Source organism: Variovorax sp. EBFNA2 (assembly GCF_033802765.1).
GTDB lineage: Bacteria > Pseudomonadota > Gammaproteobacteria > Burkholderiales > Burkholderiaceae_C > Variovorax > Variovorax paradoxus_H.
This window is the reverse complement of sequence record NZ_CP138496.1, coordinates 2,825,376-2,837,807: the sequence shown is the minus strand read 5'-3', so window position 1 is coordinate 2,837,807 and position 12,432 is coordinate 2,825,376. Positions and strand designations below refer to the sequence as shown.

Here is a 12,432-nt window from a genome sequence, read left to right as displayed (position 1 = left end):
GGTTTCCCGGCTGCCAGCGCCCACGCGACGGGTGCCGGCAGCCATTTTTTTAAGTTCGTTCACGAAGAACGACAGAGGAGACAACACCCCATGGACACCACGCTCATCGTGACCCGGTTCCTGTTCGGCGCGCTCGCGCTCGTCATGTTCGGGCTCGGGCTGTCGCTCTCGCTCGACGATTTCCGGCGCCTGTTCAAGCACCCGAAGGCCGTGACCCTCGCGCTCGTGCTGCAGGTCATCGGCCTGCCGCTGGCCTGCTACGCGATCATCGTGGGCTTCGGCCTGTCGCCCGTGTTCGCCATCGGGCTCATGCTGCTGGCGGCCTCGCCGGGCGGCATCTCGGCCAACCTCTTCTCGCACCTGTTCGGCGGCAACGTGGCGATGAACATCTCGCTCACGGCCGTGAACACGCTGCTGTCGATCGTCACGCTGCCGCTCATCGCCAACTGGGCCATCAACCACTTCGCGCCGAGCGGCCAGGTGGTGCCGCTGCAGACGCGCAAGCTGGTCGAGGTGATCGCCATCGTGCTGGTGCCGGTGGCCATCGGCATGTTCGTCGCATCGCGCAAGCCCGGCTTCGCGGCACGCATGGAAAAACCGACCAAGATTTTCAGTGCAGTGGTGCTCGCGGTGGTCACCGTGCTCGCCATCGCCAACGAGTGGAAGACCATCACCTCGACCTTCGCCGAGATCGGCGTGCCGGTGCTGCTGTTCAACCTCGTGAGCCTGCTGGCCGGCTACTACCTGAGCCGCGCCGCCGGCCTCGACAAGCCGCTGGCCACCGCCATCAGCTACGAGATCGGCATCCACAACTCGACGCTGGCCATCTTCATCGCGGTGAGCGTGCTCGGGAGTTTTCCGCTCGCGCTGCCGGCCGCGATCTACTCGGTGGTGATGTACATCACGGCCCCGCTGTTCGGATGGTTGCTGCTGCGGCGCGGCCAACCCACCCCTGTGCCTGCGCCATGATGCGCGCATGGAACTGAGACAACTGCGCTACTTCGTCAAGGTCTGCGAGCTGCGCAGCATGGGCCGCGCGGCCGTGGAGTTGGGGGTGGTCACCTCGGCGTTGAGCCAGCAGATCAGCCGGCTCGAAAGTGAGCTCTCGACGCGCCTCCTGCAGCGCAGCTCGACCGGCGTTACGCCCACCGACGCGGGCCTGGCCTTCCTGCACCAGGCACAGCTCACCTTGCGCCATGCCGACGATGCGGTGCGCGCTGCGCAGCAGGCGCGCCTCTCGGGCCATGTGAGCGTGGGCCTGGCGCCCACCACCGCCACCGTGCTGGGCGTGCCGCTCATGCAGGCCATGCAGGCGCGCTACCCCGAGGTGCGGCTGCACATGGTCGAAGCGCTGTCGGGCCACCTCACGACCATGCTGCATGCGCGCCAGCTCGACCTGGCCGTGCTGTTCCAGACCGACACGCCGCGGCGCTGGAGCGTCGCGCCGCTGCTGGCCGAAAAGCTCTTCGTCATCGCCTCGCCCACGCTCACCCCGCGCCCCACCGGCGCGAAGGTGCGGCTGTCGCAACTGGCCGAGGTGCCGCTGATCCTGCCCAGCGGCAGCCACGGCCTGCGCGCCACGCTGATGGCCGCCTTTGCGCGGGCGCGCGTGGCACCGCGCATCGTGGCCGAGGTCGACGGCCTGGCGCTGCTGATGGACGCGGTGCGCGCCGGCCACGGCGCCACCATCCAGCCCGGCGCCGCCACCGCGCGGCACGACCGCGACGACCTCGAACTCACGCAGATTTCCGACGCCCACGTCGGCCGCCGCAACCTGCTCGTGAGCCTGTCGGACGATGAGCTCTCGCCCGCCGCCCTGGCCGCGCGCGTGGTGGTCACCGAAACGGCCCGCACGCTGGTCAGCGAAGGCCGATGGGCTGGTGCAAGTCTTCTCGAAAGCTGAACACCTGTTGCCTCAATCGGCCTTTCGCGTGAAGGCCGCGCTCCCTAAAGTCTCCTGCATTCCAAGGAGACCCACGAGTGATAGACGTACTGGTTGTCGGTGGCGGCAATGCCGCGCTGTGCGCCACCCTGATGGCGCGCGAGGCCGGCGCTTCGGTGCTGCTGCTGGAGGCCTCGCCCAAAGCATGGCGCGGCGGCAATTCGCAGCACACCCGCAACCTGCGCTGCATGCACGACGCGCCGCAGGACGTGCTGGTCGAGGCCTACCCTGAAGAGGAGTACTGGCAAGACCTGCTGAAGGTGACCGGCGGCCTCACCGACGAGCACCTGGCCCGCCTCGTGATTCGCGCCTCGTCGAACTGCCGCGACTGGATGCGCCGCCACGGCGTGCATTTCCAGCCGCCGCTGTCGGGCGCGCTGCACGTGGCGCGCACCAACGCCTTCTTCATGGGCGGCGGCAAGGCGCTCGTCAACGCCTACTACCGCAGCGCCGAAGCGCTCGGCGTGCAGATCCGCTACGACACGCCCGTGGCCTCGGTCGAACTCGACGGTGACCGCTTCGTGGCCGTGCGCACCGAAGCCGGCGAGCGCATCGAAGCCAGGAGCTGCGTGCTGGCCTCGGGCGGCTTCGAATCGAACCGCGAATGGCTGCGCGAAGCGTGGGGCCAGAACGAGCGCGGCGAGTGGCCAGCCGACAACTTCCTGATCCGCGGCACGCGCTTCAACCAGGGCGTGCTGCTGAAACACATGATCGCCGCGGGCGCCGACAGCATCGGCGACCCGTCGCAGGGCCACATGGTCGCCATCGACGCGCGCGCACCGCTGTACGACGGCGGCATCTGCACGCGCATCGATTGCGTGTCGCTCGGCGTGGTGGTCAACCGCGACGCGCAGCGCTTCTATGACGAGGGTGAAGACTTCTGGCCCAAGCGCTATGCGATCTGGGGCCGGCTCGTGGCGCAGCAGCCGGGGCAGATCGCCTGGTCGGTCATCGACCAGCAGGCGGTCGGCCGCTTCATGCCGCCCGTGTTCACCGGCACGCAGGCAAACACGCTCGGCGAACTGGCACAGAAGATCGGCCTGGACGAAGCGACTTTCGTGCGCACCGTGCAGGACTACAACGCCGCCTGTCGCGTCGGCCGCTTCGACCACACCGCGCTCGACGACTGCCACACCGAAGGCCTCGCACCCGCCAAGACGCACTGGGCGCGCCCCATCGACACCGCGCCCTTCTACGCCTACCCGCTGCGCCCCGGCATCACCTTCACCTACCTGGGCCTGAAGGTCGACGAGACCGCGGCCGTGCGCTTCGGCGGACGGCCGAGCCCCAACCTCTTCGTGGCCGGCGAAATGATGGCCGGCAATGTGCTGGGCAAGGGCTACACGGCCGGCGTCGGCATGAGCATCGGCACGGTCTTCGGGCGCATCGCCGGCACGCAGGCTGCGAACGCGGCAAAGAACCACTTGAAGCATCTCCCGGAGACCGCCCTTGCAGCAGCTCACTGACCTCGTCGCGCGCGCCCGTGCGGATACCGACGGCATCGGCAGCACCCCGTCACGTGTCATTCCGATCCAGCCTGCGCTGCCGTTGACCGCCTCCGAAAGCGAGGTCGCGCGCATCCTGGAGATCTGCAATGCCTGCCGCTACTGCGAGGGCTTTTGCGCCGTGTTCCCCGCGATGACGCGCCGGCTCGAATTCGGCAAGGCCGACACGCACTACCTCGCCAACCTGTGCCACAACTGCGGTGCGTGCCTGCATGCCTGCCAGTACGCGCCGCCGCACGAGTTCGCGGTCAACGTGCCGCAGGCGATGGCGCAGGTGCGCCTGCAGACGTACCACGACTACGCCTGGCCACCCGCGATGGGCGCGCTCTACAAGAAGGCCGGGCTCACCGTGGCGCTGGCCCTCGCCGGCGGGCTCGCGTTGTTCCTGGTGCTGGCCGTGGCGATGTCGGGCTCGCTGTTGCACGAGCCGCTCGCGGGCAACTTCTACGCGATCTTTCCGCACAACTTCCTCGCACTCGTGTTCGGCGTGGTGTTCCTGTTCGTGGTGTTCGCGCTGGCCATGGGCACGCGCCGTTTCTGGCGCGAGGTTTCGCCTGCGAACGACCCGGGCAATGCCCCCGACCTGCCGGGCGTGCGCCGCGCAGCGAGCGCCAAAGCCGCGCACGACGCGCTGCGCCTGACCTACCTCGACGGCGGCCACGGCGAAGGCTGCAACAACGCAGACGATCGCTTCACGCTGTGGCGCCGGCGCTTCCATCACTTCACCTTCTACGGCTTCATGCTGTGCTTCGCCTCCACCTGCGTGGCGACGCTGTACCACTACCTGTTCGACCTGCATGCGCCCTACGCGCTCACGAGCCTGCCGGTGCTGCTGGGCACCACGGGCGGCATCGGCCTCGTGATCGGCCCCGTCGGCCTGCTGTGGCTCAACCTGCGGCGCCACGCCGCGCACGGCGACGTGGCGCAGCGTCCGATGGACCGCGGCTTCATCGCGCTGCTGCTGCTCACGAGCCTCACCGGCCTGGCGCTGCTCGCGTGGCGCGACACGACCTTCATGGCGCTGCTGCTCGCGGTGCACCTGGGTGTGGTGATGGCGCTCTTTCTCACGCTGCCCTACGGCAAGTTCGCGCACGGCATCTTCCGCTGCGCGGCGCTGTTGAAGTTCGCCATCGAGAAGCGCCTGCCCAGCCGGTTGCGGCTGGGTGCCGACTGATCCGCACGGCCTGAAACCACCCGGGTCGGACAAGCCCCTACGGCCAGGGCGGAAACCCGCTGGCCGGCGCCGATGGGTGTTGTCTGCAGAATAGGCGGCCATGCATGTTCGAAAAGCCGCCGTTCTCGCCCTCGTCCTGTCCGCCCTCTCCCTCCCCGCCCTGATTCCCCCCGCCACCGCGGCGTCCGTTCCCAAAGCCCTCCAGCCTTCGCATTCGCCCCAGGCGCTCGACGCGGCCGAAGCCCGCATCGAATCGCTGATCGCGCGCATGACGCTGCAGGAAAAGGCCGGCCAGCTCAGCCTGTACGGCCCGGCCGACATCAACGTCCCGAACAACCCGCAGGCCGGCTGGCGCAACGGGCAGCAGGAGACCGAGGACGTGCGCAACGGGCGCCTCACGGGCCTGTTCAACAACGCCGGCCTCGAAGGCAAGCGGCGGCTGCAGCAGGTGGCGGTGCGCGAGTCGCGCCTCGGCATTCCGCTGATCTTCGGTGCCGACGTGATCCATGGCTTTCGCACGATCTTCCCGATGCCGCTGGCCGAGGCCTCGAGCTGGGAGCCCGCGCTGGCCGAGCGCACCGCGCGCGCGGCGGCGGTCGAGGCCACGGCCGACGGCTTTCGCTGGACGTTTGCGCCGATGGTCGACATCGCGCGCGACGCGCGCTGGGGCCGCGGCCTCGAAGGCGTGGGCGAAGACCCGTACCTCGCGCGCCAGTTCGCAGCGGCGCGCGTGCGCGGCTTCCAGGGCAGTGCGCTGTCGAACGCCGATTCGATGCTGGCCACGCCCAAGCACTTCGCAGCCTACGGCGCGGCCGAGGGCGGGCTCGACTACAACACGAGCGAGCTTTCCGAACGCACGCTGCGCGAGGTCTACCTGCCGCCGTTCCGCGCGGCGCTCGATGCGGGCGCGCTGTCGGTCATGAGCGCCTTCAACGAGATCGGCGGCGTTCCCTCGACCGCCAACCCCGCGCTGCTCACCGGCGTGCTGCGCGGCGAATGGAAGTTCAAGGGCTTCGTGGTGTCCGACTACACGGCCGACGAGGAACTCATCGAGCACGGCCACGCTGCCAACAGCCGCGAGGCCGCCAAGCTGGCCTTCATGGCCGGCACCGACGTGAGCATGCAAAGCGGCCTGTACATCCGCCACCTGCCCGACCTCGTGGCTTCGGGCGAAGTGTCGATGGCGCGGCTCGACGAGGCCGTGCGGCGCGTGCTGCGCGTCAAGCTCAAGCTCGGCCTCTTCGACGACCCGATGCGCGGCCTCGACGGCCAGCCCGCCGACCAGCGCGTGGAGAACCCCGAGTTCATCGCGCTGGCCCGCGAGAGCGCGCGCCGCTCGATCGTGATGCTGAAGAACGAAGGCCAGCTGCTGCCGCTGGCCAAGACCGGCCCGCAGAAGATCGCACTGATCGGCCCCTTCGCCGAAGGCACGAAAGACCTGATGGGCTCCTGGAGCCTGTTCCCGGGCCAGTCCGCGCCCGTGGGCATCGACGAAGGCCTGCACGCCGCCCTCGGCATCGAGGCCTCGCGACTGACCGTCACGCGCGGCGCGAACGTCGAATCGCCCCTGCCCGGCGGCATCGAAACCGCCGTGGCCGCCGCGCGCGACGCCGACGTGGTCGTGCTGGCCATCGGCGAGAGCCAGAAGATGTCGGGCGAGTCGCGCTCGCGCACCGACATCGGCCTGCCGCAGGCGCAGCAGGACCTGGCCGAAGCCGTGGCCGCCACCGGCAAGCCGGTGGTCGTGCTGCTGAGCAACGGCCGCGCGATGGCGCTCAAGGGTGCGGTGCGCAACGCGCGCGCGATCCTCGTGACCTGGTTCCTCGGCGTGCAGACCGGCCACGCGATTGCCGACGTGGTGTTCGGCGACGCCAACCCCTCGGGCCGCCTGCCCGTGAGCTTTCCACAGACGGCTGGCCAGGTGCCCTACTACTACGCCCACAAGCGCACCGGCCGCCCGTCGCCCGAAAGCGCGCCGGGCACGGCCTTCAAGACCCGCTACCTGGACGCGACGAACGAGGCGCTGTACCCCTTCGGTTTCGGCATCGGCTATGCACCGGTGCGCTACGACCATGTCGAGCTGAGCAGCGACCGCTTGGCCATCGGCAACACGCTGCGCGTGCGCGCCACCGTCACGAACACGGGCACGCGCGAGGCGGAAGAAGTGGTGCAGCTGTACCTGGCGCAGCGCGCGGCGAGCGTGACGCGGCCGGTGCGCGAACTGAAGAATTTCCGCAAGGTGCGCATTGCGCCGGGTGCATCGGAGGTGGTCGAGTTCACTGTCGGCGATGACGATCTGCAGTTTCTGGGGCGCGACATGAAACCGGTGGTCGAACCGGGTGAGGTCGATCTGTGGGTCGCGCCTTCGGCTGCGAGCGGGATTCAGAAGCGCTTCGTGCTGACGCGGGAGTGAGTTGACGCACGGGCCGACTCGTCACGCCCGACGAGTCCTGCGGCCCCGCAGTCCTCGCACCGCACTGGTCACAGCACACGCTGCGCCAGCGCCGACGAAAAAAGCTGCGCCCCTTCATTGCGCAGCAAGGTCACGAGGCGCCGCGCCGCCGGCGACAGGTAGCCCTCCTTGCGGTACGTGACGCCCAACTGGCGGCGCAACGTGGTCTCCTTCAGCGGCACTTCGCGCAGCGTGCCTTCGCGCCCCGCCGCGCCGAGCGTGTGGCGCGACAGGAAGCTCAGCATGTCGGAGCGCGAGATGAGCCGCGGCAGCAGCGGGATCGAGTTCGCGTTGACCTGCACCGCGGGCAGCGGCAGCCCGCGCGACTGGAACGCCGCGTCGAGCCATTGGCGGCTCGGAATGGGGTCGGCGGGCAGCACCCAGCGCCATTGCAGCAGCGACTTCATCGTGATCTTCGGCAGGTCGAACACCGGGTGCTGCGGGCTGGCGGCGACCACCACCACGTCCTCGACGATGGAGTGCGTGACAAAGGCCGGGTCGTGCTCGGGCATGAGACCGATCAAGAGATCGATGGCGCCTTCGCGCAGCCGCTCGCGCAGCGCCATGCTGGGCGCGACGGTGATGTCGATGCGCGTGTCGCCGGCCTCGGCCAGCAGCAGGTTGCACACCTCGGGCAGCACGTGGTCGGCCGCGATGGGCCCGCTGCCGATGCGCACATGACCCGCGTTGCCCTTGGCGAAATCGCTCACCTCGCGCAGCGCCTCCTCGGTGGCGCCGCGCAGCAACCGGGCGCGCGCCAACAGCACCTCGCCCACCGCCGTGAGCTGGATGCCTCGGCCCTTGCGCTCGAACAGCGCGCTGCCGAAGGCTTCTTCGAGCCGCTGCACCGCCTTGGTCAGCGCGGGCTGCGTGCGGCCCAGCTTGTCGGCGGCCTGGCCCAGATGGCCGGTGTCGGCGACCACCTCGAAATATTTCAGGTCGCGCAGCTGGATGTCCATTCATAGCTCCGAGGAATCATTGAATGAACATTATCGATTGGACGGAATGAATGGCGATTTCCACAATCCAGCCCATACCGACCCTTGAACGACCCCGATCCATTCATGAACCCCACCGTCCTGGTCACCGCGCCACGGCTTGCCGAGGCCGGCGCCGACCTTCTCGCCGAAGCCGGCGCCCGCGTCATCTACCTTGCGAACGCAGACAGCGTTGAAGAAGTTGAACAACTGATGGCGAGCGAGCCCATCGACGCCGTCATCTCGCGCACCGTGCAGCTGTCGGCCCGCGCCATCGCTTCGTGCCCGACGCTGAAAGTGATTTCGAAGCACGGCGTGGGCGTGAGCAACATCGACGTCGAGGCGGCCAGCACGCGCGGTATTCCGGTCTACGTCACGCCCGGCGCCAATGCGCAGTCGGTCGCCGAAATGACGCTCGGCCTCATGCTCGCCGCCGCCCGCCGCATCGGCTGGATGGACCGCGAACTGCACGACGGCCGCTGGTCGCGCGCGCAGGACGGCGTGCAGCTGCATGGCAAGACGCTGGGCCTCGTCGGCTTCGGCCAGATCGGCCAGCGCGTGGCCAGGGTGGGCCTCGCGCTCGGCATGCACGTCGCCGCGTTCGACCCTGCGCTCGGCAACGGCCCGAGCCCGGTGGCCGGCGTGCGCCTGCTGCCGTCGTTCGATGCGCTGTTGCCGCTGAGCGATGTGCTCAGCCTGCACGTGCCGCTCAACCGCCACACGCGCCAGATGCTCGGCGCCGCGCAGCTTGCGGCGCTGCCACGCGGCGCGATCGTCGTGAACACGGCGCGCGGCGAGGTGATCGACGAGCCCGCGCTCATCGCCGCGCTGCAAAGCGGCCAGTTGCACGCGGCCGGCCTCGACACCATGGCCGACGAACCCCTGCCCGCCGGCAGCCCGCTGGCCGCCCTGCCCAACGTGGTGCTCACGCCGCATGTCGGCGGCTCCACGCCCGCCGCCCTCGCGGGCATGGCCAGCGGCGCCGCGCGCAACGTGCTGGGCTGGCTGCAAGGCCGTCCGGTCGATCCTTCGGCTTGCGTGAACCCGCAGGTTTTGTCTTCACCCCTTCTGCACGGAATCACCGCATGACCGCCCCGCTCTCCTGGCCGCCCGGCTACCGCATCAACCCACGCGCGCCCGGCCTCGACGCCGCCCTCGTCGACGCCTTCCGCACGCTGCCCGTCGCCGCCATCGGCGATGCGATGAGCCGCAACGTCGGCACCGTCGGCCTGCGCCAGTACCACGCGCGGCTCGACACCGTGCTGTGCGGCCCGGCCGTCACCGTGCGCGTGCGGCCCGGCGACAACCTGATGATCCACAAGGCGCTGATGATGGTCGCGCCGGGCGACGTGCTCGTGATCGACGGCGGCGGCGACGTCGCGCAGGCGCTGGTCGGCGGCCTGATGCGCACCACCTGCATCGCGCGCCAGCTGGCGGGCCTCGTCATCGACGGCGCCGTGCGCGACCTGTGCGAGTGGGCCGAAGACGGCATGCCGATCTTCGCGCGCGGCCACACGCACCGCGGGCCCAGCAAGGACGGCCCCGGCGAGGTGAACGTGCCGGTTTCGTGCGCGGGCCTGGTCGTGATGCCGGGCGACCTGGTGGTGGGCGATGCCGATGGCGTCATCGCCGTGCCGGCCGCCGAAGCGGTCGACGTGCTCGCCAAGACGCGGGCCCACCTCGCCCGCGAGGAAAAGATCCGCGAGACCAACCGCACCGGCACCGCCGACCCCGAGCGCTTCGACGCTGTGCTGCGCGCCAAGGGCCTGCCGGTCTGAACAGCAGCCACGAAAACACAAGAACCCCCAGGAGACAAGACATGAACCGACGAGACTTTCTGCAGACCACCGCCTTCGCATCACTCGCCCAAGCGGCGGGCATGGCCTACGCCCAAGGCGACTGGCCGCAGCGGCCCGTGAAGCTGGTGGTGCCCTTCACACCCGGCGGCGGCACCGACGCGACCTCGCGCCTGATTGCGGAGCGCCTCACCTCGCTCGAGCGTTGGACCGTCGTCGTCGACAACAAGCCCGGCGCGGCCGGCAACATCGGCCTCGACGCCGTGGCCAAGGCCACGCCCGACGGCTACACGATCGGCATGGGGCAGACCTCGAACCTCACGATCAACCCCTGGCTCTATTCGAAGATGCCCTTCGAGGCGCTGAAAGATTTTTCGCCCATCGCCGAAGTCGCGTCGCAGCCCGTCGTGCTCGCCGTGCGCGCGGACTCGCCGCTGCGCACGCTGGCCGACTTCATCAAGGCCGCGAAGGCGAAGCCGGGCGAGTTCAGCATCGCGCAGGCCGGCAATGGCACCGTGGGGCACCTGGCCGGCGAAATGCTGGCGCGCCGCGCGGGCATCAAGGTCATGCAGGTGCCCTACAAGGGCGCGGGCCCGGCCATGAACGACCTGATCAGCGGGCAGATCGCGTTGTACTTCGGCAGCAGCGTGTCGGTGATGTCGCAGCTGTCGAACGGCCGCGCCCGCGCGCTGGCCGTCACCTCGGCCAAGCGCCTGCCCGCATTGCCGAACGTGCCCACCGTGGCCGAACAGGGTTTCGCGGGCTTCGAGGCCACGACCTGGGTCGGCCTCGTCGGTCCGGCCGGCCTGCCCGCCGACGTGGTCAACCGCATCAACGCCGCCGTGGTGAAGACCGTGGCGCGCAAGGACGTGCAGGACAAGCTCGCGCAGGAAGGCAGCGTGCCCGCCAGCGGCACGCCGCAGCAGTTCGATGCCTACATCCGCGCCGAACACGCCAAGTGGGGCGCGCTGATCCGCGAATCCGGCATCAAGCTGGACTGAGCCGCATGGACCGGATCGACTGCGTCGTGATCGGCGCCGGCGTGGTGGGCCTGGCCATTGCGCGATCGCTCGCCCTGGCCGGGCGCGAGGTGGTGATCCTCGAGGCCGAGCACGCCATCGGCACGCACACCAGCGCGCGCAATTCAGAGGTGATCCACGCGGGCATTTCGTACGCACCCGGCTCGCTCAAGGGCCGGCTGTGCGTGGCGGGCAAGGCCGCGCTCTACGCCTACTGCGCCGAACGCGGCATCGGCCACCAGCGCATCGGCAAGCTCATCGTGGCGGTGCAGGACTCGGAGCTGCCCGAGCTCGACAAGTACATCGCGCTCGGCGCGGCCCACGGCGTGACCGACCTGCGCATCCTTGGCGCCGCCGAAACGCGCGACCTGGAGCCCGAGGTGGCCTGCGTCGGCGCGCTGCACTCGCCTTCGACGGGCATCGTCGACAGCCATGCGCTGATGCTGTCGTACCTGGGTGATGCGGAACGTGCGGGTGCCTCGCTTGCGCTACAGAGTCGCGTGCTGGCCGTGCGCCCCACCGCGGACGGTCTTGTGGTCGAGGTGGACGGCGCGGAAGCAACGAGCGTGCTGTGCAACACGGTGGTGAACGCGGCGGGGCTGGGTGCGCAGCAAGTGGCCTCGCGGATCGAGGGCATGCCCGCCGGCCTGGTGCCGCCGCTGTACTACGCGATCGGCCACTACTTCTCGCTCGCCCGCAAATCGCCCTTCCGCCACCTCGTGTACCCGACCGGCCGCGAAGGCGCCTTGCGCGCTCACGTGACGCTCGACCTCGGCGGCCAATGCAAGTTCGGGCCCGACCTGAGCTGGCGCGACGGCATCGACTACAGCTTCGACGCCTCGCGCGAGGCGGCCTTCTACCAGTCGGTGCGCCGCTACTACCCCGCCTTGCAGGACGGTGAGTTGCAGCCGGGCTACACCGGCATCCGCCCGCGACTGGCGGGCCCGGGTTCGTCGATGCACAACACGGCGACGGATTTCGTGATTCAGACGCCGCGCGACCACGGCATCGCGGGGCTGGTGAATCTGTTCGGCATCGAGTCGCCGGGGCTGACGGCGTCGCTCGCGCTGGGCGAGCACGTCGCAGACTTGGTCGCGAAGATGCAGGCATGAAAAAACGGGCCCGAGGGCCCGTTCGTTCGTGTCAGCCCCCGAAGGGACTGTGGTCGCCCAATTACAGGCCAGCCTGGCGCGTGAACGACACGCTGGGCTTCTTGTAAGCAGCCGGCACTTCGTCGCGGTAGAACGCGCGGCGGTCGAGGCTGGCGAGCGGGTCGTGGGCCTTGGCGACGGCTTCAGCGCGGATCGTCGAGCGGTCGGCGGTCGAGGTGAAGGTCTGTGCGCCGGCGGTGGCACCGTCGCTGTATTCGTTGCCGGCACGGGCGGCGGCCACGGCTTGCGACGCGACTTCCGAACGCGAGAGCGTCGAGTTCACGGTGTGCACGCCGTCATAGGTTTCAGCGTGGGCACCGGCAGCAGCCAGCAGCGAGAGGGCAACGGCGGCGAGGGTCTTCGAGGCATTCATTTCAATCTCCTTCAGGTGGTGTGTCGATGGAATGAAGTTTGAA

At 69.4% G+C, this 12,432-nt stretch carries 11 protein-coding genes; 9 read left to right on the top strand and 2 right to left on the bottom strand.

Annotated elements, in window-relative coordinates:
* The first annotated feature begins 90 nt into the window (after positions 1-90).
* The 5 genes from RZE79_RS13195 (at position 91) to RZE79_RS13175 (ending at position 7,034) form a co-directional block, all read left to right on the top strand.
* The gene (locus RZE79_RS13195) at positions 91-969 is read left to right on the top strand and encodes a bile acid:sodium symporter family protein (protein ID WP_319360774.1); all 879 of its coding nucleotides are present in this window, start codon (positions 91-93) and stop codon (positions 967-969) included.
* Between the two features lie 7 nt (positions 970-976).
* Entirely contained in the window at positions 977-1,903 is a 927-nt protein-coding gene (locus RZE79_RS13190) for a LysR substrate-binding domain-containing protein (protein WP_153284593.1), read from the top strand.
* A 77-nt stretch (positions 1,904-1,980) separates the two neighbouring features.
* Positions 1,981-3,408: an FAD-dependent tricarballylate dehydrogenase TcuA gene (tcuA, locus tag RZE79_RS13185; RefSeq protein ID WP_319360773.1), complete on the top strand. Its 1,428-nt coding sequence runs from the start codon at positions 1,981-1,983 to the stop codon at positions 3,406-3,408.
* 34 nt (positions 3,409-3,442) lie between these two features.
* A complete protein-coding gene (gene tcuB / locus RZE79_RS13180; protein ID WP_319361171.1) occupies positions 3,443-4,621 on the top strand; it encodes a tricarballylate utilization 4Fe-4S protein TcuB in 1,179 nt (392 codons plus the stop codon).
* A gap of 100 nt (positions 4,622-4,721) precedes the next feature.
* Positions 4,722-7,034 carry a glycoside hydrolase family 3 N-terminal domain-containing protein gene (locus RZE79_RS13175; RefSeq protein WP_319360772.1) on the top strand — a complete coding sequence of 771 codons (2,313 nt, stop codon included), beginning with the start codon at positions 4,722-4,724 and terminating at the stop codon, positions 7,032-7,034.
* Between the two features lie 68 nt (positions 7,035-7,102).
* Here RZE79_RS13175 and RZE79_RS13170 read toward each other — a convergent pair whose 3' ends face one another.
* Positions 7,103-8,032 carry a LysR family transcriptional regulator gene (locus RZE79_RS13170; RefSeq protein ID WP_319360771.1) on the bottom strand — a complete coding sequence of 310 codons (930 nt, stop codon included), beginning with the start codon at positions 8,030-8,032 and terminating at the stop codon, positions 7,103-7,105.
* A gap of 105 nt (positions 8,033-8,137) precedes the next feature.
* Here RZE79_RS13170 and RZE79_RS13165 point away from each other — a divergent pair, with 105 nt between their 5' ends.
* The 4 genes from RZE79_RS13165 to RZE79_RS13150 are packed head-to-tail and all read left to right on the top strand — an operon-like array spanning position 8,138 to position 11,977.
* Positions 8,138-9,139 carry a hydroxyacid dehydrogenase gene (locus RZE79_RS13165; RefSeq protein WP_319360770.1) on the top strand — a complete coding sequence of 334 codons (1,002 nt, stop codon included), beginning with the start codon at positions 8,138-8,140 and terminating at the stop codon, positions 9,137-9,139.
* A complete protein-coding gene (locus RZE79_RS13160; RefSeq protein ID WP_319360769.1) occupies positions 9,136-9,828 on the top strand; it encodes an RraA family protein in 693 nt (230 codons plus the stop codon). The genes RZE79_RS13165 and RZE79_RS13160 overlap by 4 nt, the downstream gene beginning before the upstream one ends.
* Positions 9,829-9,869: 41 nt before the next feature.
* Complete coding sequence (locus RZE79_RS13155; RefSeq protein WP_319360768.1) at positions 9,870-10,847, top strand: tripartite tricarboxylate transporter substrate binding protein; 978 nt, start codon at positions 9,870-9,872, stop codon at positions 10,845-10,847.
* A gap of 5 nt (positions 10,848-10,852) precedes the next feature.
* Positions 10,853-11,977 carry an NAD(P)/FAD-dependent oxidoreductase gene (locus tag RZE79_RS13150; protein WP_319360767.1) on the top strand — a complete coding sequence of 375 codons (1,125 nt, stop codon included), beginning with the start codon at positions 10,853-10,855 and terminating at the stop codon, positions 11,975-11,977.
* Positions 11,978-12,038: 61 nt separating this feature from the next.
* Here RZE79_RS13150 and RZE79_RS13145 read toward each other — a convergent pair whose 3' ends face one another.
* Positions 12,039-12,389, bottom strand: coding sequence for an alpha/beta hydrolase (locus RZE79_RS13145; RefSeq protein WP_319360766.1), 351 nt, complete (start codon positions 12,387-12,389; stop codon positions 12,039-12,041).
* Between the last annotated feature and the right edge of the window lie 43 nt (positions 12,390-12,432).